General features: G+C 66.6%; 18 protein-coding genes. 7 read left to right on the top strand and 11 right to left on the bottom strand.

Annotated features, from left to right (window positions below; genetic code table 11):
* Window positions 1–51: 51 nt before the first annotated feature.
* Complete coding sequence (locus NFC98_RS05540) at window positions 52–3,135, top strand: PAS domain S-box protein (protein ID WP_254277127.1); 3,084 nt, start codon at window positions 52–54, stop codon at window positions 3,133–3,135.
* A 77-nt stretch (window positions 3,136–3,212) separates the two neighbouring features.
* Here the strand turns inward: NFC98_RS05540 and NFC98_RS05535 are convergent, their stop codons facing one another.
* A complete protein-coding gene (locus NFC98_RS05535) occupies window positions 3,213–5,840 on the bottom strand; it encodes an EAL domain-containing protein (RefSeq protein ID WP_254277126.1) in 2,628 nt (875 codons plus the stop codon).
* Window positions 5,841–5,993: 153 nt separating this feature from the next.
* Window positions 5,994–6,686, bottom strand: a complete 693-nt coding sequence (locus NFC98_RS05530) for a response regulator transcription factor (protein WP_254277125.1) — start codon at window positions 6,684–6,686, stop codon at window positions 5,994–5,996.
* Window positions 6,687–6,834: 148 nt separating this feature from the next.
* Between NFC98_RS05530 and NFC98_RS05525 the strand changes: the two genes are divergently transcribed.
* Window positions 6,835–7,335 (top strand): molybdopterin-dependent oxidoreductase, encoded by a 501-nt coding sequence (locus NFC98_RS05525; protein WP_254277124.1) that lies wholly within the window; start codon window positions 6,835–6,837, stop codon window positions 7,333–7,335.
* A gap of 13 nt (window positions 7,336–7,348) precedes the next feature.
* On the top strand, window positions 7,349–9,646 hold the full coding sequence (locus NFC98_RS05520) for an ATP-binding protein (protein ID WP_254277123.1): 2,298 nt from the start codon (window positions 7,349–7,351) through the stop codon (window positions 9,644–9,646).
* Here NFC98_RS05520 and NFC98_RS05515 read toward each other — a convergent pair.
* Window positions 9,637–10,338, bottom strand: a complete 702-nt coding sequence (locus tag NFC98_RS05515; protein ID WP_254277122.1) for a response regulator transcription factor — start codon at window positions 10,336–10,338, stop codon at window positions 9,637–9,639. The genes NFC98_RS05520 and NFC98_RS05515 overlap by 10 nt on opposite strands.
* A 161-nt stretch (window positions 10,339–10,499) precedes the next feature.
* Here NFC98_RS05515 and NFC98_RS05510 point away from each other — a divergent pair, with 161 nt between their 5' ends.
* Window positions 10,500–10,982 (top strand): molybdopterin-dependent oxidoreductase, encoded by a 483-nt coding sequence (locus NFC98_RS05510; RefSeq protein WP_254277121.1) that lies wholly within the window; start codon window positions 10,500–10,502, stop codon window positions 10,980–10,982.
* Between the two features lie 23 nt (window positions 10,983–11,005).
* Here the strand turns inward: NFC98_RS05510 and NFC98_RS05505 are convergent, their stop codons facing one another.
* The 4 genes from NFC98_RS05505 to pdxB all read right to left on the bottom strand — a co-directional run bounded on the left by NFC98_RS05505 (window position 11,006) and on the right by pdxB (window position 14,380).
* A complete protein-coding gene (locus NFC98_RS05505; RefSeq protein ID WP_254277120.1) occupies window positions 11,006–11,323 on the bottom strand; it encodes a hypothetical protein in 318 nt (105 codons plus the stop codon).
* Window positions 11,278–12,477, bottom strand: a complete 1,200-nt coding sequence (locus NFC98_RS05500) for an EAL domain-containing response regulator (RefSeq protein ID WP_254277119.1) — start codon at window positions 12,475–12,477, stop codon at window positions 11,278–11,280. The genes NFC98_RS05505 and NFC98_RS05500 overlap by 46 nt, the downstream gene beginning before the upstream one ends.
* Window positions 12,478–12,661: 184 nt before the next feature.
* A complete protein-coding gene (locus NFC98_RS05495; RefSeq protein ID WP_254277118.1) occupies window positions 12,662–13,024 on the bottom strand; it encodes a hypothetical protein in 363 nt (120 codons plus the stop codon).
* A gap of 198 nt (window positions 13,025–13,222) precedes the next feature.
* Complete coding sequence (gene pdxB / locus NFC98_RS05490) at window positions 13,223–14,380, bottom strand: 4-phosphoerythronate dehydrogenase PdxB (protein WP_254277117.1); 1,158 nt, start codon at window positions 14,378–14,380, stop codon at window positions 13,223–13,225.
* 91 nt (window positions 14,381–14,471) lie between these two features.
* On the opposite strand from pdxB, the gene NFC98_RS05485 reads away from it, so the two are divergent.
* Window positions 14,472–14,753, top strand: a complete 282-nt coding sequence (locus NFC98_RS05485; protein ID WP_254277116.1) for a hypothetical protein — start codon at window positions 14,472–14,474, stop codon at window positions 14,751–14,753.
* Between the two features lie 144 nt (window positions 14,754–14,897).
* Here the strand turns inward: NFC98_RS05485 and NFC98_RS05480 are convergent, their stop codons facing one another.
* Window positions 14,898–15,245: a glutaredoxin family protein gene (locus tag NFC98_RS05480; RefSeq protein ID WP_254277115.1), complete on the bottom strand. Its 348-nt coding sequence runs from the start codon at window positions 15,243–15,245 to the stop codon at window positions 14,898–14,900.
* 168 nt (window positions 15,246–15,413) lie between these two features.
* Window positions 15,414–17,636, bottom strand: coding sequence for a bifunctional 23S rRNA (guanine(2069)-N(7))-methyltransferase RlmK/23S rRNA (guanine(2445)-N(2))-methyltransferase RlmL (gene rlmKL / locus NFC98_RS05475; protein ID WP_254277114.1), 2,223 nt, complete (start codon window positions 17,634–17,636; stop codon window positions 15,414–15,416).
* 258 nt (window positions 17,637–17,894) lie between these two features.
* On the opposite strand from rlmKL, the gene rmf reads away from it, so the two are divergent.
* Complete coding sequence (rmf, locus tag NFC98_RS05470) at window positions 17,895–18,101, top strand: ribosome modulation factor (protein ID WP_183330499.1); 207 nt, start codon at window positions 17,895–17,897, stop codon at window positions 18,099–18,101.
* A gap of 87 nt (window positions 18,102–18,188) precedes the next feature.
* On the opposite strand, the gene NFC98_RS05465 is transcribed toward rmf, so the two are convergent.
* Window positions 18,189–19,214 carry a quinone-dependent dihydroorotate dehydrogenase gene (locus NFC98_RS05465; RefSeq protein WP_254277113.1) on the bottom strand — a complete coding sequence of 342 codons (1,026 nt, stop codon included), beginning with the start codon at window positions 19,212–19,214 and terminating at the stop codon, window positions 18,189–18,191.
* 177 nt (window positions 19,215–19,391) lie between these two features.
* Between NFC98_RS05465 and mgtE the strand changes: the two genes are divergently transcribed.
* Complete coding sequence (mgtE, locus tag NFC98_RS05460; RefSeq protein WP_254277112.1) at window positions 19,392–20,744, top strand: magnesium transporter; 1,353 nt, start codon at window positions 19,392–19,394, stop codon at window positions 20,742–20,744.
* Between the two features lie 106 nt (window positions 20,745–20,850).
* Here the strand turns inward: mgtE and NFC98_RS05455 are convergent, their stop codons facing one another.
* Window positions 20,851–25,689, bottom strand: a complete 4,839-nt coding sequence (locus NFC98_RS05455) for an NAD-glutamate dehydrogenase (RefSeq protein ID WP_254277111.1) — start codon at window positions 25,687–25,689, stop codon at window positions 20,851–20,853.
* Between the last annotated feature and the right edge of the window lie 125 nt (window positions 25,690–25,814).

Below are 25,814 nucleotides of genomic sequence, written 5' to 3'. Positions count from 1 at the left end.
GGATGAGATGCGTGGCCTATGCACGCTTCATTTGCGCACAGGAGAGTCGCCATGTCAGCCTCACCGCCCATCGCCGCCCTGAGCCCACATGACGTGCGGCGCGATCGGCTGGCCCTGGAAGCCGCCGGTCTCGGAGTCTGGGAGCTGGATATCGCGAGTGGCAAAACGGAATGGAATGCCCAGATGTACGCCCTCCATGGCATAGCGCCCGGCCGCCCACCGCTTACATTCGATGAGTGGCTGGCACGGGTGCATCCGCAAGACCGAGGCGCGGTCGAGATGGCCTTCTCGCAACTGCTCGAGGACCCTGCCCCACTGACCCTGGTGTTTCGCATCCTCCGCGAAAATGGCGAGATACGCCACCTGCGCTCGGTGACCCGCAGTTTCCAGCATGATGATGCGTCCACTCGCTGGCTGGTGGGCATCAACGAGGATGTGACAGACCGGGTGCGAGATCGCCAGCTGGCCGAGGCGAAGAGCCGTGAGCTGCAGACCTTCTTCGACGTATCGCTGAGCCTGATGTGCATTACCACCCTGCAAGGCGATTTCCAGACCGTCAATCAGGCCTGGGAGCGTGTGCTGGGCCATGCCGAGTCCACCCTGGTCGGCCGCTCCTTCCTGGACCTGGTACACCCTGACGACCTCGCCAGCACGCGACAGGCGATGCACGCCTTACACGATGGCCAGGAGGTGGCCGGCTTCATCAACCGCTATCGCCACCGGGACGGCAGCTATCGGCATATCGAATGGCGCTCCACGCCGCGGGATGGGCGGATCTATGCTACCGCACATGATGTCTCCGCCCGCATCGACCTTGAACGACAGCTGGCCGAGGAGAGGAACTACCTGCAGTTGATCATCGACAGCTTGCCGAGCCCCGTCTTTGCCAAGGACTGGCAGGGCCGACACATCCTGGCCAACCGCAGCGTTGCCACGCTCTTTGGCACTACGCCAGAGGCGATGATCGGCCGCACCGACGCCGAGATGCCGCTCCCCCCTGACATCCACGAAAAGTTTCTGCGCGATGACCGCGAGGTGATGATTCAGGGGCGCCCCAAGACCATTCTCGAGCAGCCCATGCCCGATGGGCACGGCGATATCCGCTGGTTCCAGGTCGTCAAGGTACCCCTGATGGCCGACCGGCCAGTGGCGGAGCGCCAGGTACTGGGTATCGCCACCGATGTCACCGAGCGGGAGCATAACGAGCAGCGCCTGAAACGACAGGAAGCGCTCTACCGCAGCCTGGTGGAATCCCAGCAGGACCTGATCGTACGCGTCGATACCCACAACCGCTTCACCTTCGTCAACGACGCCTACTGCACCACGTTCGGAAAATCCCGCGAGGCGCTGATCGGCAAGACGTTCACCCCGCTGGTGCACGAGGATGACCTCCCCCACACCCTGTCCGCCATCGACCGTCTCAAGCAGCCGCCTTACTCGCGCGTCACCATCGTGCAGCGAGCCATGACACAAGCCGGCTGGCGCTGGCTCTCCTGGGAAGACAGCGCCATTCTCGATGAGGCGGGAAGCCTCCTGGAGATACAGGCCGTAGGGCGCGACATCACCGATCTCAAGGAGGCGCAGCAGCACGCCCTGTCCTCCAACCGCGCCAAGAGCCAGTTCCTGGCCAATATGAGCCACGAGATTCGCACGCCCCTCAACGCCATCATCGGCTTCGGCGAGCTGCTCTCGCAGAGCCCACTTAGCGCCGAGCAGCAGGACTGGATCGACAAGGTCAAGGCCTCATCGCAGCTGCTACTAAGCATCGTCAACGATATCCTGGACTTCTCGAAGATCGAAGCCGGCAAGCTCGAGCTTGAATCCCGCCCCTTCCATCCCAAAGAGCTCATCGCGCAACAGGAAGCGCTGTTCGGCCTGGCGGCAAATGAGAAGGCCTTGCGTTTCCGGACGCGTCAAGGAGGCGACGCGACGGCGGCATTGCTGGGAGACCCTCTGCGACTGGGGCAAGTGCTTACTAACCTGGTCGGCAACGCCATCAAGTTCACCGAGCGAGGCGAGGTAGAGCTCGTCATCCATGTCGAGGCGATAGACCGCTCACGCTGCCGATTGACCTGTAGCGTCAACGACACGGGCATCGGCATCAGTGCCGCCCAGCAGAAGCGGCTCTTCAACGCCTTTACCCAAGCCGATACTTCCACCTCTCGACGCTATGGCGGCACCGGCCTGGGGCTGGTGATCAGCCAGCGCCTCGTGGAGCAGATGGGAGGCAAGCTGTCACTTTCCTCTCAGCCGGGTCAGGGTAGTCGCTTCACCTTCAGCCTGCCGCTGGAGATCAGTGAGGCCCCTCTTCGCCATCCTCCAGGCGCCAAAGGCTATGATCTCCCCCGGCTGGGAGGCAAGAAGGTCTTGCTGGCCGAAGACAACCCAATCAATCAGGCCCTGACACGGCGCCTGCTGGAAGACCTGGGCGTGGAGGTCAGCGTGGTCGATAATGGCCGAGAGGCGGTGGACTCCCTGCGCCAGCATGGCGTCGACCTGGTGCTGATGGATCTACAAATGCCGGTGATGGACGGCCTGGAGGCCGCACGGCGTATTCGACAAGACAACGCGACACTTCCCATCATTGCCCTCTCCGCCGCCGTCCTGTCCGAGGAGCGACAGCAGGCCCTGGGCGCAGGCATGAACGAGCACCTCGCCAAGCCGGTTCAGCCACGGCAGCTGACCGCTACCCTGCTGCATTGGCTCACCGACGATGACGCTTCCCCGCCCGCTGCAGCTGACGAGTCCTACCCCATCTCCCGCAACAATGAAGCTTGGCTGGAGCGGCTGGAAGCTGAGGGCTTCGATACCCAAGCCGGCCTGGAGGCCGCTGCGGGCGACCGGGAGCTTTTCCGCAGGGTGCTGGAGCTCTTCGGTGGCCGACTTCACCAGCAGGAGACCCGTTCATGGCGTGAGGCAGCCCAGAGCCCGGATACCCTGGAGGCACTCAAGCGAGAGCTACATATGCTGAAAGGTTCAGCAGCCTCGGTTGGCGCACGTGATCTGGCGAACCATCTCGCCCGGGTGGAAGAATTCTTGACGCATTACCACCACGTGCGCCAGACCGATATCGACCAGCTGATTCAGGTGCTCGAGTGGACGGCAATGATCCTGGGTAGGGCACTGTCGACCTAGATGCCCGTCGGGACAGCCAGACACTGCCTTGGACGACCGAAACCAAGGGCCCCCTTGGCCGTCGCCCCCACCAGAAGCTATGGCAGCTCTCGCCGGGGGTCGCGCAGCAACTGCTCGAAGTCACCCAGCGGCAAGGGCCTGCCAAACAGGTAGCCCTGGAAGCGTTCGCACCCATGCGTCTTGAGCCAGGCTCGCTGTGCCTCGGTCTCCACGCCCTCGGCCACTACCTCGAGCGCCAGGCTATTCGCGAGCGCAATGGTACTGTCGACGATCGAGGCGCTCGCCGGGTCGTCGAGCACCTCGCGCACGAAGGACTGGTCAATCTTGAGCTGGTCCATCGGGAGGCGGTTGAGGTAGGAGAGCGACGAAAAGCCCGTACCGAAGTCGTCCAGGGCGAAGGTGATCCCCAGCGCCTTGAGTGCCAGCATCTTGTCACGAGCCTCGTCCTGCCGCTCGAGGAACAGGCCCTCGGTCACCTCCAGCTTGAGTCGACCGGGTGAAGCCCCGGTCCTGTCCAGGATCTGATGCACCTGATCGACGAAGTCGCTCTCCTTGAACTGCTGAGCGCTGATATTGACCGCCAGCGTCAGGTCACGTGTCTCGGGATTGCTCGCCCACACCATCAGCTGCCGGCAGGCAGTCTCCAGCACCCAGCGGTCGATGGCGATGATCTGGCGATTCTCCTCCGCCAGCGGAATGAACTCCGCCGGCGAGACCATGCCGCGCTCGGGATGCTCCCAGCGCAGCAGCACTTCCGCGCCGAGGATGCGCCCCTCGCTGTCCACCTGTGGCTGGTAGTAGGGACGAAATTGCTCAGCCGACAGGGCATGACGCAGGTCCGCTTCCAGCCGCAGACGACCATGCAGCTGCGCCTGCAGAAGCGGATCGAAGAAGCAGAACCGGTTTCGCCCGCCCTGCTTGGCCTGCTGCAGGGCCATGTCGGCCTGGGACAGCACAGCTTGGGCGCACGCCTCACGGTAGCGGAACAGGGTGATCCCGAGGCTTGCCGTCATCTGCATGGCATGGGACTCCCCGGGCAGCGCAAGCTGCAGCGTGCCGATCAGCTTGCTAGCGATGCGCTCGGTGATATAGGCGGCGTGCTCCTGGTCGGGTCCCAGCCCCGCGAGCAGCACGGCGAATTCGTCGCCGCTCAGCCGGGCCAGAGTATCGCTCTCGCGTAGCTGGTGGCGCAGCTCATGGGTGATCCGCTGGAGCAGCTGGTCACCCTGCTGATGGCCCAGCAGGTCGTTGACCCGCTTGAAGTGATCCAGGTCGATCAGCAGCAGCGCCGCGAAGTGGCTGCCCGGGTGCGAGTCACCGGCCAACGCGGTCAGCTGATCGAGCAGATGACGCCGATTGGGCAGGCCGGTGAGGGGGTCGAAGAAGGCCAGCTGGCGCGCCTCATCCTCGGCGGCCTTCTGCTTCGAGATATCGGTCATGGCCCCCACGTAGTGGGTCACTCGCCCGTCGCTTCCCGCGACGGCGCTGATCAACAGATGTTCGGGATAGAGCTCGCCGTTGCGACGACGGTTCCAGACCTCGCCCTCCCAGCCTCCCCTCTGATCGATCGACTGCCACATCTGCCGGTAGAACGCTTCATCATGCTGCCCCGATGCCAACAGGCCAGGCTTGCGACCCAGGACTTCCTGGGCCGAGTAGCCGGTGATCCTTGTGAAGGCCTCGTTGACTCGCAGGATACGCCCCCGGGCATCGGTCACTAACATGCCTTGCTGGCTCTCGAAGGCGGTGGCGGCGATGCGGGACTCCTGCTCCAGTCGCAGGCGTGTGAGATAGTGGCGAAGGCCGGCACCACCCACCAGCATGACCAGCAGCAGGATACCGGCTCGTATCCACAGCTGTTGCCACCAGCCCTGCATCAGCAACGCCGTGGATTCTCCCGCCATGACAATAAACGGACGGCCTGCGACCGACATCGCAGCATAGAGCCTGTCCACACCGTCCACCGGCGAGGCCATTCGTGTCGGCCTGGACGTTGACGCATCATCGGCTAGCGAGGGAATGTCAAGTTTCTCAAGGGAGTCACCGATTGACGGGCACTCTCTCCCCTGGCCACACCCCGGCAGGTGCATCACCAGCTGCCCCGCGTTATCCACGATCATCAGGCTTTCACCCTGGGCTCTGGGCAGACGCGCCAGGGTTCCCTCGAATATCTGCGGCGTCAGCATGATGGCCGCAAAGTCAGCCGCGAGCTCCCCGCCACTCGCAAGACGGCGCACATGCATGATGCGATGGTCGTTGGCGAAGGCCGACCAGTAGAGGCCGGAAACCCACTCGTGAAGCTCTGGGCGTTCGCGGAAGATGCGGTAGTGCGGCAGGCCGCCAAGATCGTAGCCGCGGGGAAAGAGTGGCGATGAGGTAGCCACGACCCGCCCATCGCGATCGAACAGTCCCAATTCATCAAGGAAGGTGTACCGAGCGCGTCGCTCGGCAAGCAGGGCCTCCAGCCGCTCGTAGTCGGGATCCACGGTTTCGCCCAGGGATGCCACCAATGGCGCCTGATTCAGCTCCTCAAGGCCGTCCAGCGCAATATCACTGAGGCTGAAGACGGATGCTACCCACTCTGCGGCCATGGCGGCTCGACCCAGGGCCATTTCGTGGCCTTGATCGATCAGTGAGCGATACTCACGCAGCTGGAGTCCCGCGAGCACTGCTGCTACTACCAGCACCAGCAGCCCATAGGCCAAGAAGGCACGACGCCGATAGCGATCGAGGGCTTCCGGCCCGTGGCTGAGCGTATGAATGGGCGACTCCCCTTGTCGTCTTCAGATTGTCATCTCAAGCTATCAGATTAGCGATGTTCCAGCCTGCCGCAGTGGCCTCGCATCTGTTAACAATCTTTACACTTCTTGCACGCCGGCTTCGAGCCGGTAGCCGTGCTGGTAGACGCTGCGCAGCCGCCAACCATGGCGCCCATCGAACTCGAGCTTGCGACGCAGCCGGCTGACATGGGTGTCCACGGTGCGGGTGGTAACATCCCCGCGTATCCCCCAGATCATCTGCAGCAGCTCCTGGCGCGAGAAGAGCTCGCCGGCATGGCCGATAAACAGGCTGGCCAGGGCATACTCCCGGTCGGTGAGCGCAACCGCCTGCCCCGCCAGGGACACGGCACGCCGGGAAATATCAACCCGGTAGGGGGGCAACTCCAGCGAGCTCTGCCCGCGCCGGGCATCGAGACGCCGCCCCAGGGCCTGGACCCGCGCCTGTAGCTCGTCGGGGCGCACTGGCTTGGCCAGGAAGTCGTCGGCACCGCTCTGCAGCGCCTCGATCACATCTCCCTCTGAGCGGGTCGCGGTGATCATCAGGATGGGCACCTCCCAGCCGAGCTGTCGCCGCAACTGCTGCACGAAGCTAAGCCCACTGACGTCCGGCAGGCGCCAGTCGATCACGAACAGGTCGAAGCGCTGGCGCTGCATGGCGCGCTGCAGCTCGGCCACACTGGCAAAATCGCTCACCGTGTTCTCCAGCCGGGTGAGGCAGGTCACCAGAAAGTCCCGCTGATCCTCATCGTCTTCCAGAATGGCGATTTGCACGCGGTCTCCCATACCCTGAAGCAGTCCCTGAACCTGACCCTGACAAGCATGCCACTCGGGGGATAACGTCACAATCTTTGACATTCGCGCCGCCCATGCCCCTTATACTGGCGCCGTTACCCTCATCCCCCCGACCAAGGACACGTCGATGCGAGCCACTCTTGCCGCCCTCTCTGCCTGGCTGCTGCTGATCCCCGCGGCAATGGCCCTGGAGCCACCGTCGGGTCGCGTGCTGCTGACGGTGACGGGAAACATTGCCACGACCAATGTCGGCGACGAGGCACACTTCGACCGTGAGATGCTGCTGGCCCTGCCCCAGCACGAGACCGTGACCGCCACCCCCTGGCACGATGGTACCGTCCGCTTCACCGGCCCCCTGGGCCGCGAGCTGCTGGCCGCCGTCGGCGCTCACGGCGAGACTCTGCGTGTCACGGCGCTGAACGACTACTCGGCCAGCGTGCCGGTCACCGACCTGCTCGAGAACGATGTCATCCTGGCCATGACCCTGAACGGGGAACCGCTGAGGGTGCGCGACCACGGTCCACTGTTCATCATCTACCCCTTCGACGACAGCCCCGAACTGCTCAACGAGGAGGTACTGATGCGCTCCGTCTGGCAGATCCACCGGATCGCCGTGATCGGCGACTGAGCGCCATTACGGCATGCCATCGATCAGCAGCCTTCGTTACCGGGTCGCCACCTTCGCGGCCATCCTGCTGTTCCTCTCCGCGCTGATCACCGGAGGGGCCATCTACCATCGCCAGCAGCAGGTCGAGCACAAGATGCTCGAGAACCTGACCTGGGCCGCCTACCAGTTCGACCGCGAGGTCCGCGAGCTGCGGCTGGCGCTACACGGCGCCTCGGTCTCGCATCCCGATGACGTCCTGCTGCGCTACGAGATCCTGGTCAGCCGCACCGGCCTCTTCCAGCAGGGTGAGATTCGGCGGGCCATGCAGGAAACGACGCTGACCGAGCCGCTGCAGGCCGCCATCCAGAGCGTTCACGACCTTGACGCCCTGCTCGCGCAGATCGAGGGCGGTGAGCGCCTGCTGGACCCCCAGACACGTCGCGAGCTTGATGAGCGCCTGGTCGCCCTGCAGGGCATTACCTCGGCCCTGCTGATCGACACCAATGCCCATGTGGCCAGTCTGCGCAACGCCGAGCGCAACGAATTGCTGAGCCTGTACGGCGTGGTACTGGCGCTGATCGTGCTGTTGATGGTGTCGGGCAGCGTGCTGGTGGTATCGCTGATCCGTGAGGGCCGGGAGCATGGGCGCAAGACCCGCATGCTCGAGCACCAGGCTCGCGAGCTCGACGAGACGGCCCGGCAGGCCGAGCAGGCCAGCCGGGCCAAGTCGGAATTCATGGCGGTGATGAGCCATGAGATCCGTACCCCGCTCAACGGGGTCGTGGGGGTGGCCGACCTGCTTGCCGACGAGCCCCTGCCGGCCGGCGGCCAGCGGCTGCTGGATTCGTTGAACGACAGCGTGCTGAGCCTGCAGGCGGTGATCAACGACGTGATCGACTACACCAAGTACGAATCCGGCGGGCTGGATCTCGACCCGCAGCCCTTCGGGGTGCACCCCTTCATCACCCAGCTGACCCGGGCCTACCAGCTGCAGAGCGAGGCGCGGGGAATCGCCTTCCATGTGATCGTCGATGACGAGGTGCCCGATTGCCTCGAGGGAGATGCCAACCGGTTGCGCCAGGTGCTGATGAACCTCCTCAACAACGCCTTCAAGTTCACCTCGGAAGGGGCCATCAGCCTCAAGGTGCAGCTCACCGAGGCGGGAGAGGTGCGCTTCCTGGTGCGTGACACGGGCTGCGGGATTCCCGATGAGCGCCGTCAGGCCCTCTTCAAGCCCTTCTCCCAGGTCGACAGCTCGATCTCGCGGCGCTATGGCGGCTCCGGACTGGGGCTGGCGATCTGCGAACGGCTGGTAACCGCCATGGGGGGGCATATCGACTTCGAGAGCCATGTCGGCCTGGGCAGCCTGTTCTGGTTCGACCTGCCGCTGACGGGCGCTTCCCGGGAAGCGGTGGAGCGGCACGCCGGCCTGGTGGATGCGGAGACCGGGCGTCCCGCCACCCCGCTACCTCGCGGCCGGATCCTGGTCGTGGAGGATCACCCCACCAACCGGGAGCTGGCCAAGGCCATGCTGGAGCGTCTTGGCCAGACGGTCAACCTGGCAGAGAACGGCCAGGCCGCGCTGGAGCGCCTGGCCAGGGAATCCTTCGACCTGGTGCTGATGGACATGCAGATGCCGGTGCTCGACGGGCTGGAGACCACCCGACGCTGGCGCCGACAGGAATCCCCGAACGACCCTCGTCTGCCGATCGTCGCCATGACCGCCAATGCCATGCCCGAGGACCAGCGACGCTGCCGCGAGGCGGGAATGGACGATGTGCTCTGCAAGCCCTTCACCCGCGGTGACCTCTACCGCACGCTGCGCCCGCTGCTGATTCCCCACGAGGCCGAGGCTGGCCACCTTCGAGCCGACGCCTCCGCCTTCGGGCCCGAATCGCCACCGGCCCGGGAAGTGGCGTTACCGATGGACGGCGATGCGACCCGCGCCGGCGTCGTTGACACTCTTGACACCGCCGAGCCGCTGCTCGATGCGGCCACGCTGACATCCCTTGAGGCATCGCTGGGGCAGGAGACCCTGAGCGGCCTCGTCGAGCGCTTCATCGAGCGACTGGAGGAGCGGCACTCGCGCATGGCCGAGAGCCTCGATCGTGAGGATCGCGATGAGCTGGGCGAGGCCGCCCATGCCCTCAAGGGAGCCGCCGCCTCGATGGGCTGCTCGGGCCTGGCCGATGCCGCTGCCGTCCTTGAGCGTCAGGCCCTGGAGATCGACATGCCCGGCCTGAAGGCCCGGGTCGAACAGCTGGACCGGCTGGCCAAGATCACCGAGACAGCCCTCGCCGAGGGGGGCTATCTTCCCCGCCGTCAGGCCTGACCGGCCAAGCACACCTCCTCGAGACGGTAGCCATACTGGTAGACGCTGCGCAGGCGCAGGCCGCGGCTTCCGTCCAGCCCCAGCTTGCGCCGCACCCGGCTGATATGGGTATCGAGCGTGCGCGTCTGGACGTCACCCTGCAGCCCCCAGACCAGTTCGAGCAGCAGCTTGCGCGACAGCAGCTGGCCCGGATGGCTGAAGAAGAGGTTGACCAGCTGATATTCCCGCTCGGTCAAGGGCACCGGCTCCCCCTGCACCACCACCCCGCGCGGCACCCGCGAGAGCCGATACTCCCCTAGCGCCAACGCCTCGGCGGCCTGGAGTTGGGACGTGCGTCGGCCCAGCGCCCTGACCCTGGCACGAAGCTCGGCCGGGTTCAGTGGCTTTTGCAGGAAGTCATCGGCGCCGGCCTCCAGCGCCGTCACCACGGCATCCTCCCTGTTCGACTCCGCGGTAATGAAGAGGATCGGCTGCTGCCAGGCATGGCCATGGCGCAAATGGGCCATTACCTCCAGGCCGCTGGCATCGGGCAGGTGCCAGTCCAGAATGAGCAGGTCGAAGGGTTCGGTCTGCAACCGGCGGTGGAGCTCGCCGGCGCGCTGCATCAGCACCCGCGTATGCCGGTCCGCCTCCAGGCAACGGTCAATGAAATCCAGCTGATCGGGATCATCCTCGAGCACTGCAATACGCATGGCGGAACCTTGTACAATAGTTGCATTACCAGTTTACGCTTAAAGCCCGCCACCTCCACCGAGCGTAACACTTGTTGACATTACGCCCCGGGATAACAGGCCAGCGCCTTTTATCCTTGGGTCTCGAGGCAACCGGGGCAGCACCCGAGGGGAACAAGTCGATGCCGACAAAGAGTTGTACAAGAATTATCCTTCTTGCGCTTGCCTGGCTATTGCCGCTGGTCGCCACCGCCTCTTCCGGTACCGCGCCGCTGCTCACCGTCCAGATCGGCCCGGGAACTCCCTCGCTGACGCTGGATCGTCAGACGTTGCTGACCCTGCCCCAGGCCAGCATGGAGACCCGGGTGCCATGGCACGACGAGCCCGCGCGTTTCGAGGGTCCGCTGCTCAGCAGCCTGATCGAGCATCTCGAGATTCGCGGCGATACCCTGGTGGTGACGGGACTGGACGGCTACAGCACCCGGCTGTCTCTCGCCGAATCCGACGCGATGGGGGCCATGCTGGCGCATCGCTGCAACGGCAAGCCCCTGAACGTTCGTGAATTTGGTCCGTTGCTCCTGCTCTACCCCGAGGGTCATGGCCTCTCGAGCCAGCAGCGGCTGTTCCGCACCGTCTGGCAAGTCACCCACATCGACGTCGAGTAGGTGCGGAACGTCGGATATCAACCTCAGCCCATGACGGTATCCCACTCGCGCTGGATCACCGCCAGGAAGAGATGACAGCGTTCGGCCTCCTGCTCAGCGGCCGATACGGCCATCATGCCCGCGACATCGCCGATGAAGCCCTGCCCGAGCGCCCTGGCACAGGAGGAGAGATGGCTCGCCGCGTGCTGAAGCCCGAGAAAGTCCCCATCCTCGATGAGCAGCCAGGCTTCATCGATGAACCCCGCCAAGGTATCGGCCAAGAAGCCCTGGGCCTGTTCACGACTGCCGTGTCCCCTCAGGTGGGATGACACTGCTGGATGAACTGTTGCATGGTGTGCCATGAAATCCCCTCCTTGTCGGGAATCTGCTTGCCGAAGTTGCCATACCAGGCCTCGAAGCGGTCTGCATACAGCGGCCGCGAGAAGAAATAGCCCTGGCCGGTGTGGCATCCCGCTCGCTTGAGCAGACGGCCCTGCTCGAGGGTCTCGACTCCCTCGGCAACCACGTCGAGCCCCAGCCGCCTGGCCAGTTCGATCACCATCTGGATGATCGACTCGGCCTTGTCGTCATAGGTGCATTCGGCCACGAACGCCCTGTCGATCTTCAGCTGGGTAAAGGGGAGCCGGTAGAGCTGGAGCATCGAGGCATTGCCGGTGCCGAAATCATCGATGGCGATACTGAATCCCAGATCGCAAAGGCGCGAAAGCTGGTCGATGGCACGGTCCATGTCACGAATGCCGCGCGTCTCGGTCAGTTCCAGCGTCAGGCTCCCCGGCGTGACGTTGTGAGCGGTCAGGCGGCGAAGGAACTGTGGCAGAAAGTCATCGGTTTCCAGCACGGCCGGCGAGAGGTTGATGGCCATGTCCAGGTCAAAACCCGCCCGGCGCCAGCGATACTGCTGCGCCAGGGCCTGTTCGACCAGCTGCCAGGTCAGGGGAATTATCTGCCCGTCCTTCTCCGCCACCGAGATGAAGCGATCGGGCGGCACCAGGCCCAGCTCGGGGTCCTGCCACCTGGCCAGCGCCTCCACCCCGCTCACCCGCCCCGTCGACAGGCAGAACTTGGGCTGATAGGCCAGCAGGAAATGACCGCGCTCCAGAGCGGCACGAATATGACCAGAACTGACCACCCGCAGTGAAGCCTGCAGCTGTTCGACGATCCGCAGCAGGGCCGGTGCATCCAGAGGCTTCTCGAGCACTCCCAGCATGTGCAGCCCATAGGCGCGACCCAGTTCCACCGCCCCCATGACCCGTTCACGCTCCGCTCCGCTGAGCAGAATGACATGAGGTGTGATGGACGAGGTCATCAGCAGGCGGATCACGTCCAGACCGGTCGACCGGCCCAGGCGATAATCCAGGATCACCAGGTCGACATCGAGCCTTTCAGGGGCGTGTTCAAGCTCGTCCAGGCCCTCGGCCGTATCGATATCATGGCCCTGCCTGGAGAGCAGGCTTCCGACGAGGGATCGCATGGTCGGATCGTCATCGATGATCATGCAGCGCAATGGATGCATCCTTGATTAACAGGCTATTTAAAGTGTAATAGCCAGCAGCACTGTAAGCGAACCGCCACAACAAGACGTGACATTGATTGACATTCACTGCCCCGCAGGCGACCGATCAATTAAAAAAATCCCGCACCGGGCGGGACAAGGGCAGGGATCACTCGGGCAGGAGTGGTCAATGACGCATGGGGGCACGCACGCGACGTCTCGAGTCGTGATATGAGGCCATGATATCGGCATGCAGCTGCATGGTGCGGCGATGAATCTCGACCTGGCCAAGGTCGGACAGATCGGCCAGCAGCTGACCGGCCACCTTCTGGAGTGGCCGCATGTCAGCCTCATCGGTGATGACCATGATTCGCGAAAGGTGCCCCGGCAACAGCGTGGGATCACGATGCTCGAGGTCCTGGATCATCATCCACGACCTGGCCACCAGCCTGACCAGGTGCCGCGCATGCGACACGACGGGAAGCTCGGACTCGCGGCGGGAAGCCGCCGCGGAGACCTCAATACTCTGGGGACGATCCACTACCAGCATCGGGCAGCTCTCTGATATCTGACATGAAGATATGAACCACTGCCGAAGATCGACGGTGGCGAATGTGACAAGATTACTCGGAAGGCACACCTTTGGCAGCCGATGGACGACCTTTGTGACAATGCTTTGCATTCTCGCCGTGGCGGCGACTCGCGTCAGGACAGCGACGGGCTGTACCTGCGATGGGCTGTTACGGGGTCAGGCCAGGCGAAACCCGGCGCCGGCCAGCAGGGTGGCGAGCGGTTCATCGGGCTCCACCAGGACCACCTCCAGGGCGGCGAACTCGCGGCGCAGGGGATAGTTCGCCCGGCAGGCGTCGAAGCCCTTGGCCATGCCTTGGCGCCGGCTCTCGCGCAGCAGGCTGTCGTGGTCACGGCGCACGTCATGCACGGCGCGAATACAGAGCCGCAGGGCCTCCTCGGCGTCGAGCCCGCAGCCCAGTGCCAGCCGGCGCAGGGGAGGCGCCGGCAGCAGGTCTTCCAGGCTCACCCGGGGCGGCAGGCCCAGTCGCTCGCAGAGCGCCCGGTAGATCATGTGGGTGCCGCGCCGCTTGCCCTCCAGGCTGTGGCCGGCGATGTGCGGCGTGGCGATCTCGGCCAGGTCGCGCAGGACGGCATCGATGCCCGGCTCATGCTCCCAGACGTCGAGGACCGCGGTGATGTCGCCCTCGCCGGCCAGCCGGCCGCGCAGCGCCTGGCCGTCCACGCAGTCGCCGCGCCCGGCGTTGAGCAGCACCGTGCCCGGGGCGAGCTCGGCGATCGCCTGGGCGCCCAGCAGGTGGTGGGTCGCATGGGGCCCCTGGCGCACCAGCGGGGTATGCAGGCAGAGCACGTCGCAGGCATCGATAAGAGTCTCCAGGTCGACGAAGGCCGCCCGGCCCTCATGCGTGACCCGCTCGGCCTCGACGCGGGGCGGATCACAGGCCAGGCAGTCGATGTCCATGGCGGAGAGCCGCCGCAGCAGCCGCCCGCCCACGTTACCGGCGCCGATAACCCCCACCCGCCGTTCGGCCAGCGGCCACCCCTGGCGCTCGGCCAGGGTCGCCAGGCTGCCGAGCACGTAGTCCACCACCGCCTCGGCGTTGCAGCCCGGCGCACTGGCGAAGGCGATGCCGCGCGTCGCCAGCAGGTCGCGGTCGATATGGTCGGTGCCAATGGTGCAGGTGCCGACGAAGCGCAGCCGGCGGGCCTCGGCGAGCAGCGCCGCGTCGACCCGGGTGATGGAGCGCACCACCAGGGCATCGATATCGCGCAGGGCAGCGGCCGTGATCTCGCGCCCCGGCAGGCGGACCACCTCCCCCAGGTCGCGGAAGCAGAGGTCGGCGGCAGGCACATCGGCATCGACAAGAATCTTCATGGCGGCTTGTTCGGCTCCGGCAAGGAATTACAATACGCCACACCTTATCACTCTGCCGCCAAGCCCGGCACAGCGCACCGCGGGAGCATCAATGATCGTTCGCTGGGAAACCGACCACGACTATGTGCTGGTGCACATCCACCAGGACATGTTCGGCGACTGGATCTTCAGCCGCGCCTGGGGGCAGATCGGCACCCAGTTCGGCGGCCTCAAGCATCAGCTGGCCGACGACCATGGCCAGGCCCTGATGTGGCTGGGTGACGAGGCCACCATCCAGGCCTCCCGCGGCTTCCGCAAGGTGCTGGAGGTGGACGACCAGAGCGCCGAGGGGCGCGAGGCGGTCAGTCAGCTGTCGCTGCTGGATGCGCTCTGAAGCGCCAAGCGCCAAGCGCCAAGCGCCAAGCGCCAAGCGACGCAGGATGATGCCGCCAGCCATGCCACAGCAGTTGAGCGTCTAGCCCCAACAGCTGCAGCACCTCTCTGAGCGGCCGGGCGCCAGGCGCTTGTGGCTTGGCGCTTATCCGAGATAGCGCCGTCCGCCTCGCATGGTCGCCCCCCTGACCTCGCGAGGTTCGGCCTCGCCGGCCAGCTGGCGCTGCAGCGCCGCCCAGGCGTCCTCCTCCAGCCAGCCCCGCTCGGCGAGCCAGGCGGCCAGCCGCGGCGCCTCGAAGCCGCGGTCGAGCTCCCTGCCCTCGGCATCCACCAGCACCGGGATGCGCACCCCGTAGCGCTCGACCAGGGCGTCGTCCTCGCTGATCTCGACCCGCTCCAGGCGATACTCCCCGGCACACAGCGTCACCAGCAGCGCCTCGAGCTGCTGGCAGAGGTGGCAGCCCAGGGTGGTATACAGGGTCAGCCGGGTCATGCGCGCTCCTCCCGGTGGCGAATCAGGAAGACGTGGTGGAGATCGGCGTTGCGTTTGCAGGATAAAAAGCGGATCGAAGGTCTCATGCCGTTTCCTCCCGGTGGCGAATCAGGAAGACGTGGTGCAGGTCGGGGTTGCGGTTGCAGGATAAAAAGCGGATCGAAGGTCTCATGCCGTTTCCTCCCGGTGGCGAATCAGGAAGACGTGGTGCAGGTCGGGGTTCCGGGTAAAATCCGGATCGAAGGTCTTCGCCGAGATCTCCTCCACCGCATAGTGCTCGGCCAGGTCGGCGTCCAGCTTGAAGCGTCGCTGGTTGTTGGAGAACACCAGGGTGCCGCCCGGCGCCAGGCGGGCCATGGCCAGGCGCACCAGCCGGCCGTGGTCGCGCTGGACATCCAGGGTCTCGTCCATCTTCTTGGAGTTGGAGAAGGTGGGCGGGTCCATGAAGATCAGGTCGAACTGCCCCCGGGCGGTCTGCAGCCAGCGCAGGCAGTCGTCGCGCACCACCCGGTGGCGGCTGGGGTCGAGTCGGTTAAGGGCGAAGTTGTCCCGCGCCCACTCCAGGTAGGTGTTGGAGAGATCCACGCTGACGCTGTCGCTGGCGCCGGCCGCCCCCTCGGCCTCACGCGACCCCAGCGCCGCCTGCACGGTGGCGGTGGCGGTATAGCAAAAGAGGTTGAGGAAGCGCTTTCCGGCGGCCATCTCGCCCAGCATCCGGCGTACCGGCCGGTGGTCCAGGAACAGGCCGGTGTCGAGGTAGTCGCGCAGGTTGACCCACAGCCGCGCCCGCCCCTCCTGCACCTCGAAGCGCTCGCCGCTGGCCGCCTGCTTCTGGTACTGGGCGCGGCCGCTCTGGCGCTCGCGGCGCTTGATCACCACCCGGGCCGGGTCGACCTCGAGCACCTCGGGAATCACCGAGAGGGCATCGAAGAGCCGCTTCTGGGCCTGGGCGGCATCGATGGAGCGCGGCGGCGCGTACTCCTGCACGTGGACCCGGTCGCCGTAGACGTCGATGGCCAGGGCATACTCCGGCATGTCGGCGTCATAGAGACGGTAGCAGCGCTCGCCGCTCTTCTTGAGCCACTTCCTCAGCCGCCGCCGGTTCTTCTCCAGCCGGTTGGCAAACATCTGGGCTCCCTCGGAGCGCGCCGGGGCGGCTCCCGCCCGGGCGCTGGCGCCGGCATCGTCGTCCCCGCGGGCCGCTTCCGGGATCGCCATCAGCAGCAGCCTGGCCTCGAGCGGGCCGTTGCGCAGGGCGTACTGCTTGTGGGCGCGCAGGCCGATGCGGTGACCGAGGTCCGGGTTGGCGGTGAAGACCGCCAGCCCCCAGCCCGGGAAGGCGGCGCGCACCCGCTCGCCGAGCTGCCCGTAGAGGCCGACCAGCTCGGGCAGCTCGCCCAGCCGCTCGCCATAGGGCGGGTTGGTGATCACCAGGCCCGGCGGCGCATCGTCCAGCCCCTCGGGGCGCGCCAGCTCGACGAGCCCGGCGCCATGGAAGGTAATCAGTGCCGGGATGCCGGCGCGCATGGCATTGGCCCGGGCCGCCGCCAGCGCCGGCGGGCTGCGGTCGAAGCCGTGGAGCCGCGAGCGGCAGCGCTTGCGGCCGATGCTGGCGCGGGCCTCGGCCTCGCGCTTCAGCTCGCGCCAGGTCGCCTCGTCATGGCCCGCCCAGCCGTGGAAGCCGAAGCGCTGGCGGGCCAGGTTGGGGGCCATGTCGGCGGCCATCATGGCGGCCTCGATCAGCAGGGTCCCGGCGCCGCAGAGCGGGTCCACCAGCGGGGCGCCGTCGCGGGCCAGCGCCGGCCAGCCGGCACGCACCAGCAGCGCGGCGGCCAGATTCTCCTTGAGCGGGGCGTGGCCCACGTCGCGCCGGTAGCCGCGGCGGTGCAGGCTGTCGCCGGCGAGGTCCACGCCCAGGATCAGCCGCCCGCGGTGCAGGTGGGCATAGAGCCTCAGGTCGGGGGACTTGAGGTCGATGTCGGGCCGCGCCCGCCCCTCGGCCTGCAGGCGGTCGACCACGCCATCCTTGACCGTCTGGGCCCCGAAGCGGGTGTGGCGGATCGCCTCGGAGCGACCGTGGAAATCCACCGCCAGGCTCGCCCCGGAAGCCAGGTGGGCCTTCCACTCGACCGCCGCCACCGAGGCCCGGAGCTGTTCCGGCGTCTCGATCCCCTCCTCGCGGGCGAGGCAGAGCACTACCCGGTTGGCCAGCCGCGACCAGAGGCAGGCGCGGTAGGCCCCCTCGAGCCCGGCCCGGAAGTGCACCCCGCCCACCGTGGTCTTGCCCGGCTCGGCCCCCAGGGCCGCCAGCTCGTCGGCCAGCAGCAGCTCGATGCCCCTGGGACAGGTGGCAAGAAATTCAAGGGTCTCAGTGGGTTGGCTATCGGTCATGAAGATGTCACCGGCATGCTGTTGGGGTCATGGCCGCCGTGACCGGCGGGTGAACGGGATGTTACAAATCAAGGGTCGACAGTGGCGACCGGGATGGGCTATCAATAAGCCAGTAGCTACTGAAGAACGCATGCGTTTTCTGTCACCGGGCACGGCTCAGCAAGGCTGACGCGAACCCCGGGGCACGTTACGGATCGATCGTGCGCCACGCTGACGCATGGATCGCTCCAGATTGATACCTTTTCAAGAGGTAGTCCAATGAAACGACAGAAACGTGATCGCTTCCAGCGTGCCTATATTCATGGCTACAAGGCGGGAGTCTCAGGTCGTTCCCGCGATGACTGTCCCAGTCAGGATATCAATCTTCGCGAATACTGGATGAGCGGTTGGCGTGAAGGTCGTGGGGATCAATGGTCCGGCATGACGGGTGTCTCCGGAATCCACAAGAACCCCATGGTGATGTGACCCCCCCACCTTTTTCTTCGGGTTCACACCCCCTCTCGAGAGAGCCCGTGGCAAGCGCCACGGGCTTTTTGCTGGTGCGTTCCCGCCTCACGGCGTGGCGACGCCGGCCTTCAGCGCCCGGGCACACTCGCCCACCAGGGCCGGGCCACGGTAGATGAAGCCCGAGTAGAGCTGCACCAGATCGGCGCCCGCCGCCACCTTCGCCACCGCCGAGTCGCCGCTGTCGATGCCACCCACGCCGATGATCGGCATCGTCGGCAGGTGGCGGCGCAGCTCGCGGATCACCGCATTGGACGCCTCGAACACCGGACGCCCCGACAGGCCGCCCTGCTCATCGGCGTGGGGCAGGCCGGCCACCGCCTCACGGGAGACGGTGGTATTGGTGGCGATCACCGCATCGATGCCGTTGTCCGACAGCGCCCGGGCCACCAGGGCCACCTCCTCGGCGTCCATGTCCGGGGCAATCTTGACCGCCAGCGGCACCCGCCGGCCGGCCTGGCGATCCAGTTCGAGCCCCGCCTCGCGCAGCGCCCCGAGGAGCTGGTCGAGATGCTCGCCGAACTGCAGGCTGCGCAGCCCCGGCGTATTGGGCGAGGAGATGTTGACGGTGACGTAGTGGGCGTGGGCATGGACCTTGCGCAGGCAGGTCAGGTAGTCGTCCACCGCCTTCTCCACCGGCGTGGTGAGGTTCTTGCCGATGTTGATGCCGATCACGCCGTCGTAGCGGCTCGCCCTGACCTTCTCGACGAGGTGGTCGACGCCAGCGTTGTTGAAGCCCATGCGGTTGATGATGGCGCCGGCCTCGGGCAGCCGGAACAGCCGTGGCCGGGGGTTCCCCGCCTGGGGTTTCGGGGTCACGGTCCCCACCTCGACGAAGCCGAAGCCCAGCGCGCCCAGGGCATCGAGGTGGTCGGCATTCTTGTCGAGCCCCGCGGCCAGGCCCACCCGGTTCGGAAAGCGCAGGCCCATGAGCTCCACCGGGTCCTCCACACGCCCGCCCCCGAGCCGCTTCGCCAGCCCCAGCCGACCGGCCAGGTCGAGGCCCGACAGCGCAACGCCGTGGGCGGTCTCGGCATCGAGGCGAAACAGGAGCGAGCGGGCAAGCGAGTACATGGCATCTCCGGGGGCAGCGGCATCGGGGCGGGCGGATTATAGCAGCGCCAGGCCCGGGTGACGACGCGAGCGAGGCGGCGCCATCCCGGGGTTTTGTGGTCTACTGTCTGCCTCGATTCCATCACAGGAGGCATCGCGGCGCCGGCGCCGCGATGCGCCCCAGCCAGGGAGCAGGCCATGGCCGACACCACCGAGACACTGGAACACCGCCTGTCGCGCATCCACCTGGCGCTGGAGAACGAGCAGCTGGCCGATGTCGACGCCGTCATCGCCGACCTGGAGCCCGCCGAGATCGCCCTGCTGCTCGAGTCGCTGCCCCCCGCGGCCCGGGTCCAGCTGTGGCAGCGCGTGCCCACGGAGGTCGACGGCGAGGTGCTGCTGCACGTGCATGATGAGGTGCGCAGCACCCTGCTCGACGACATGGACCACGAGGAGATCGTGGCCGCGGCGGCCGCACTGGACACCACCGACCTGGCGGAGATCTTCGAGGACCTGCCCCAGCAGGTGGCCGAGGACATGCTGCGCTCCATGGACGCGCTGCAGCGCACCCGCCTGGAGGAGACGCTCTCCTTCGAGGAGGACAGCGCCGGCCGCCTGATGCGCATGGACACCATCGCCGTGCGCGCCGATGTCAGCCTGGAGACGGTGCGACGCTTCCTGCGCTGGAAGGAGTCCGTGCCGGACAACACCCACCTGCTGATGGTGGTGGACCGCGACGGCCGCTTCGCCGGGGTGCTCTCGCTGGCGCGCCTGGTCAGCCACGACCCGGAGATGGCCGTCGCCGACCTGATGGACCGCGAGGTGGACAGCATCCGGGTCGACATGAAGTCCCGGGACGTGGCCACGCTGTTCCAGACCCACGACCTGGTCTCCGCCCCGGTGGTCGACGAGACCGGGCTGCTGCTCGGGCGCATCGTCATCGACGACATCGTCGACGTGATCCGCGAGGACTCCGACCAGGCGCTGATGAACATGGCGGGCCTGGACGAGGAGGAGGACCTCTTCGCCCCCGTCCTGCCCAGCGCCAAGCGCCGGGCGGTATGGCTCGGGATCAACCTGCTCACCGCCTTCCTGGCCGCCTGGGTGATCGGCCGCTTCGAGGACGCCCTGGACAAGATCGTCGCCCTGGCGGTGCTGATGCCCATCGTCGCCAGCATGGGCGGCATCGCCGGCAGCCAGACCCTGACCCTGGCCATCCGCGGCCTGGCGCTGGGGCAGATCAGCCGCACCAACAGCACCTGGCTGCTGCGCAAGGAGGTGGGCATCGCCGCGCTCAACGGCCTGGTCTGGTCGCTGGTGGTGGCGGTGCTTGCGGTAGTCTGGTTCGGCAGCGTGGCCATCGGCGTCATCATCGCCGCCGCGCTGGTGATCAACATGCTGGCCGCCGGCGTTGCCGGCATCGTGATCCCGCTGCTGCTCAAGCGGGCCGGCATCGACCCGGCCCTCTCCGGGTCGGTGGTGCTGACCACCGTCACCGACGTGGTGGGCTTCATGGCCTTCCTGGGCCTGGCCACCCTGTTCCTGCTGTGAGCCAGAACCGGTGAGCCATCGCCTGCCCTGACCCGCCGAGGCCCCGCCGCAGACGACGAACCCCGCCATTGGGCGGGGTTCGTCGTGCAGGATGGCCCTGAGGGCATCAGGTCTCGCGGCTGCTCTCGGCCAGGTCGACCAGTTCGCGCACGGCCACCGCGAACAGCGGGAAGCCTCCCTGGCTGCCGCTGCCCACCTGCTCTAGCAGCCGGCACCAGCGGCTGTGCATGCTGCCATGCAGGGTCAGCCACTGGTCGACCCGCTCGGTGGCCTCGCGGGGCCCGCCCTCCATCTGCAGCACGCTGACGGTGAGCGCCAGCTGCTGGCGGTCGATGTCGTCGCGGAAGGTCTCCCTGGCCTGGGCCTGCCAGCTGTCACGCACCCTGAGTTCGGTGATCTGACGGCTCATCCAGGGCAGCTCCAGGCGAGCGCCGATCTCGTAGAACACCTCGGCGACTTTCTGGGGCTTCTCATCGGCCTGGCGGGCCGCCTGGATGATGCCCAGTGCCGCGTAGAGGCTGCCTGCTGCCGCCACGATCGCGGCCAGCCCCTCGGGCACGCCGGCCTCGACCAGCTCGCCACGGCGGGCCTCCCAGGCCTCGAGCTCCTCGCCGCGCAGGCGCTTGCCGATGCTCTCTTGCAGCGGGGCGAGACGCGGGGCGAAGTAGTCGATGGTCTCCTGGGTGCTCATGCCGGTGCGGCTGCGCAGGAACCAGCGGGTGGCCCGGCGGATCAGCCGCATCAGGTCGAGCATCATGTCGTACTGGACCGCACTCGCCACCCGGTTGTCGAGGGCCTCGATCTGCTGCCACAGGGTGCCGAGCTGGAACACCTCCCGGGCGATCACGTAGGCCCGGGCGATGTCGGCCCGTCCAGCCCCGGTGGAGTCGATCAGCCGCCGCACGAAGACGATGCCCATGTGGTCGACCAGGTCGTTGGCCACCTGGGTGGCGACGATCTCGCGCTTCAGCCGGTGCTCGTACATCTCGTCGCGGTAGCGCTCCACCAGCGCCTTCGGGAAGATGCGCTCCACGTAGCGGGCGATGGTCGGGTCGTCGGGCACCTCGGAGGCGATCAGGTCGCCCTTGAGCACGCTCTTGGCATAGGAGATCAGCACCGAGAGCTCCGGCAGCAGCATGCCCTGCTGGTTGGCGGCGCGCTCCTCGAGCACCTCGTCGGCGGGCAGGAACTCCAGCTCGCGGTCCAGCTGGCCCTGGGCCTCCAGCTCGCTGATGAAGCGACGATAGGGGCCGACACCCTGGCGGGAGAGCAGCTCCGAGAGGTCCAGCGCCTGGGTCTGGCGGTAGTTGTCGAGCAGCACCAGGTCGGAGACCTCGCCGGTCATGTCGGCCAGCAGCTGGTTGCGCTGCTTCAGGGTCATGTCGCCGCGCTCGACCACCTCGTCGATGAGGATCTTGATGTTGACCTCGTGGTCGGAGCAGTTGACCCCGCCGGCGTTGTCGATGAAGTCGGTATTGACCCGCACGCCCCGGGCGGCGGCCTCCATGCGGCCGCGCTGGGTCAGGCCCAGGTTGCCGCCCTCGCCGACCACCTTGCAGTTAAGCTCGCAACCGTTGATGCGCAGCGCATCGTTGGCCTTGTCACCCACCTGGGCATCGCTCTCCTCGCTGCCCTTGACGTAGGTGCCGATGCCGCCGTTCCAGATCAGGTCGACGTGGGACCTGAGCATCGCCTGGATCAGCTCGCTGGGCGAGAGCTTGTCCTCCTTGATGCCGAAGGCGGCCTTCATCGGCCTGGAGATGGGAATCGACTTGGCGCTGCGCTTGAACACCCCGCCGCCCTCGGAGATCAGCGAGGCGTCGAAGTCCTCCCAGCTGGAGCGCGGCATCTCGAACAGCCGCTTGCGCTCGGCAAAGGTGGCCGCGGCATCCGGCGTGGGGTCGACGAAGATGTGCAGGTGGTTGAAGGCCCCCACCAGGCGGATCCGGTCCGACAGCAGCATGCCGTTGCCGAACACGTCGCCGCCCATGTCGCCGATGCCCACCACGGTGAACTCGTCCTGCTGGGTGTTCACCCCCAGATTGCGGAAGTGGCGCTTGACCGACTCCCAGGCGCCCTTGGCGGTGATGCCCATCTTCTTGTGGTCATAGCCGTTGGCCCCGCCGGAGGCGAAGGCGTCGCCCAGCCAGTGGCCATACTCCGCGGAGATCTCGTTGGCGATGTCGGAGAAGGTGGCGGTGCCCTTGTCGGCCGCCACCACCAGGTAGGGGTCATTTTCGTCGTGGCGCACCACCTCGCGGGGCGGCACCACCTCGCCTCCCTTGAGGTTGTCGGTGACGTCGAGCAGCGCGCGGATGAAGGTCTTGTAGCACTCGATTCCCTCGCGCTGGAAGGCCTCGCGGTCGCCCTCGGGCAGGCGCTTGCAGACGAAGCCCCCCTTGGCGCCCACCGGCACGATCACCGAGTTCTTCACCTGCTGGGCCTTGACCAGGCCGAGCACCTCGGTGCGGTAGTCCTCGAAGCGGTCGGACCAGCGCAGCCCGCCGCGGGCCACCTTGCCGCCGCGCAGGTGCACGCCCTCGACGCGGGGCGAGCAGACGAAGATCTCGAAGGCCGGGCGCGGCTTGGGCATCCCGGTGACCTTCGAGGGCTCCAGCTTGAAGGCGATGTAGTCCTTGGGCTGACCATCCTCGCGCCGCTGGTAGTAGTTGGTGCGCAAGGTGGCCTGGATCAGCTCCATGTAGCGGCGCAGTAGCTGGTCATCGTTGAGGCTGGCCACGTCATCGAGCAGGTGCTGGATGCGCGCCAGGCAGTCGTCGATCTCCCCTTCGGCGGGGCGCTCCTCGGGATCGAAGCGCAGCTCGAACAGGGTCACCAGCTCGCGGGTGATCTCCGGGTAGCTGGCCAGGGCGTTGGCCATGTACTCCTGGGAGACGCCGAAGCGGATCTGCTTCAGGTAGCGGGCATAGCCGCGCAGCATCGCCACCTCGCGCCAGTCCAGGTTGGCGCCGATGATCAGCCGGTTGAAGGCGTCGTTGTCCGCCTCCCCGGCCCAGATGCGCTGGAAGGCCTCGATGAAGGGCTCGCGCATCTCCTGGAGGTTGACCTCGGTGCTGGTGTGGTGCTCCAGGTCGAAGTCGTGGATCCAGTAGCGGGTATCGGTGGCCTCGATCTCGTAGGGGCGCTCGCCGATCACCCGCAGGCCCAGGTTCTCCATCATCGGCAGCACGTCGGAGAGGGGGATGGGGACCTCGCGATGGAACAGCTTGAGGTTGACCCCGCTGCCCTCCTCCTCGACCAGCCGGTAGAGCGACAGCGCCAGCGGTGCCCCCTCGTCCAGCTCGCCGATGTGCTGCAGGTCATAGACCGCGGTGCGCGCGTTGAAGTCCTCGCGGTAGCTGGCCGGGAAGGCGTCGCGGAAGCGGTCCATCAGGCGATTGGCCTGCTCCTCGCCGAAGCCCTCGATGCTGGCGGCCTGCAGGTCGTCGCGCCAGTTGCGGGCCAGCTGGGCGACCTTGGCCTCCAGGCGCTTGATGTCGTACTCGGCCGGCCGGTCGCCCTCGAAGCGCAGGATGAACTGGATGCGCGCCAGCACCGACTCCGAGAGGTAGGTGTTGAAGTCGCCGAAGGAGGCGCCCAGCTCCTCGCAGAGCAGCGCCTGGATACGCAGGCGCAGCTCGGTGGAGAAGACATCGCGCGGCACGAAGGCCAGGCAGGAGTAGAAGCGTCCGGGGCGGTCCTCGCGGATGAACAGCCGGACCCGGCGTCGCTCGCGGATGCTCAGGATGCCCAGCGCGGTCTGCGCCAGCTCCCGGGTATCGATCTGGAAGAGGTCGTCGCGGGGATAGACCTCGAGGATCTGCAGCAGCTGCTTGCCGTTGTGCCCCTTGGGGTTGAACCCGGCGATCTCCATCACCGTCTTGAGCTTGCGGCGCAGGATCGGCACGTTGCGCGGCGACTCGTTGTAGACGGTGGCGGTGAACAGGCCCAGGAAGCGGTGCTCGCCGACCAGGTTTCCCTGCTCGTCGTAGCGGTCGATGGAGATGTAGTCGGGGTAGGTGGGGCGATGCACCCGGGCATGGTGGGCGCTCTTGGCGAACGACAGCAGCTCGGGCACCAGCACGAACCGGCCCTCCTCGATGCCGAGCTCGGTGCGGATCCGCTCGCGGTAGCGCGGCTGGTCGAGGCGGAAGACCCCCAGCTCGCTGCCCTTGGCCTTGTCCAGCTGCTGCTGACCGCGCTTCTGTCCGACCTCGTAGGCGTCATAGCCGAGGAAGGTGAAGTTGTCGTGGAGCAGCCACTCGAGGAAGGCGATGGCCTCCCGGTGGTCGTCGGGGTCGGTCTGGGGCGGGCAGCCGGCGCGGAGCTCGACCAGCGCCTCCTCCACCTTGGCACGCATGGGCTCGAAGTCGGCCACCGCGGTGCGCACATCGACCAGCACGTCGTGCAGACTGGTCTGGATATCCTGCAGCACGGCGACATCCGAGTGGCGGTCGATCTCGATGACGATCAGCGACTCGCGGGCCTCGGGGGCCTTGGCATCCCGGGGCGAGGCGACCCGCTTGAGCCGATGCTTGCCGTCGCGCTCCGTGGCGAGCACCGCGTTGTGGATGGCGTGCACGGTGATGCCACGACGATTGAGCTCGATACGCACCGAGTCGACCAGGAAGGGCATGTCCTCGTGCAGCACCGCCACGAAGGTATGGGGCGACTGCCAGCCGTGCTCCTCGAAGTCGGGGTTGAAGACGCGCACCTTGGGGTGGGCCGGGTCGAACTCCTGGAGGAAGTGCCAGACCGAGAGCGTCGCCCCGTAGAGGTCGTCGAGGCGCCGGTCCTCCAGGTCGTCGAAGGGCACCGAGGCGTAGAAGTAGCGCGCGAAGGCCTCAACCTCGGCGGCCTTGTCCCTGTCCAGGCGGCTGCCCAGCCTCTCGGCCAGCTGCTTGAGAAAATCCTGTCTGGCGTCATCGTTCGCAACGTGCTGCATCCATCACCTCGTGCCCTGGGCCGCGACGGCGGCCGGAAGTCTTCGACACGGCGGCCGAGTCGGCCACCCTGCCTGCCAGCTTACGCCACTCCCCGACCCCGCCCCACCGAGTTGCCGACTTGCTC

It is taken from the genome of Halomonas sp. 3H, from assembly GCF_024206005.1.
GTDB lineage: Bacteria > Pseudomonadota > Gammaproteobacteria > Pseudomonadales > Halomonadaceae > Halomonas > Halomonas campaniensis.
The sequence above is the reverse complement of the archived record's forward strand: the minus strand, read 5'-3'. Positions and strand labels throughout refer to the sequence as shown.

Excerpts from the sequence above, each read along its gene's own strand:
- NFC98_RS05500 (WP_254277119.1), bottom strand. The coding sequence starts at position 12,477 with ATGATCATCGATGACGATCCGACCATGCGATCCCTCGTCGGAAGCCTG.
- NFC98_RS05455 (WP_254277111.1), bottom strand. The coding sequence starts at position 25,689 with ATGCAGCACGTTGCGAACGATGACGCCAGACAGGATTTTCTCAAGCAG.
- pdxB (WP_254277117.1), bottom strand. The coding sequence starts at position 14,380 with ATGAAGATTCTTGTCGATGCCGATGTGCCTGCCGCCGACCTCTGCTTC.
- mgtE (WP_254277112.1), top strand. The coding sequence starts at position 19,392 with ATGGCCGACACCACCGAGACACTGGAACACCGCCTGTCGCGCATCCAC.
- NFC98_RS05480 (WP_254277115.1), bottom strand. The coding sequence starts at position 15,245 with ATGACCCGGCTGACCCTGTATACCACCCTGGGCTGCCACCTCTGCCAG.
- NFC98_RS05510 (WP_254277121.1), top strand. The coding sequence starts at position 10,500 with ATGCCGACAAAGAGTTGTACAAGAATTATCCTTCTTGCGCTTGCCTGG.
- rlmKL (WP_254277114.1), bottom strand. The coding sequence starts at position 17,636 with ATGACCGATAGCCAACCCACTGAGACCCTTGAATTTCTTGCCACCTGT.
- NFC98_RS05540 (WP_254277127.1), top strand. The coding sequence starts at position 52 with ATGTCAGCCTCACCGCCCATCGCCGCCCTGAGCCCACATGACGTGCGG.
- NFC98_RS05525 (WP_254277124.1), top strand. The coding sequence starts at position 6,835 with ATGCGAGCCACTCTTGCCGCCCTCTCTGCCTGGCTGCTGCTGATCCCC.
- NFC98_RS05505 (WP_254277120.1), bottom strand. The coding sequence starts at position 11,323 with ATGGCACACCATGCAACAGTTCATCCAGCAGTGTCATCCCACCTGAGG.
- NFC98_RS05465 (WP_254277113.1), bottom strand. The coding sequence starts at position 19,214 with ATGTACTCGCTTGCCCGCTCGCTCCTGTTTCGCCTCGATGCCGAGACC.
- NFC98_RS05495 (WP_254277118.1), bottom strand. The coding sequence starts at position 13,024 with ATGCTGGTAGTGGATCGTCCCCAGAGTATTGAGGTCTCCGCGGCGGCT.
- rmf (WP_183330499.1), top strand. The coding sequence starts at position 17,895 with ATGAAACGACAGAAACGTGATCGCTTCCAGCGTGCCTATATTCATGGC.
- NFC98_RS05485 (WP_254277116.1), top strand. The coding sequence starts at position 14,472 with ATGATCGTTCGCTGGGAAACCGACCACGACTATGTGCTGGTGCACATC.
- NFC98_RS05520 (WP_254277123.1), top strand. The coding sequence starts at position 7,349 with ATGCCATCGATCAGCAGCCTTCGTTACCGGGTCGCCACCTTCGCGGCC.
- NFC98_RS05515 (WP_254277122.1), bottom strand. The coding sequence starts at position 10,338 with ATGCGTATTGCAGTGCTCGAGGATGATCCCGATCAGCTGGATTTCATT.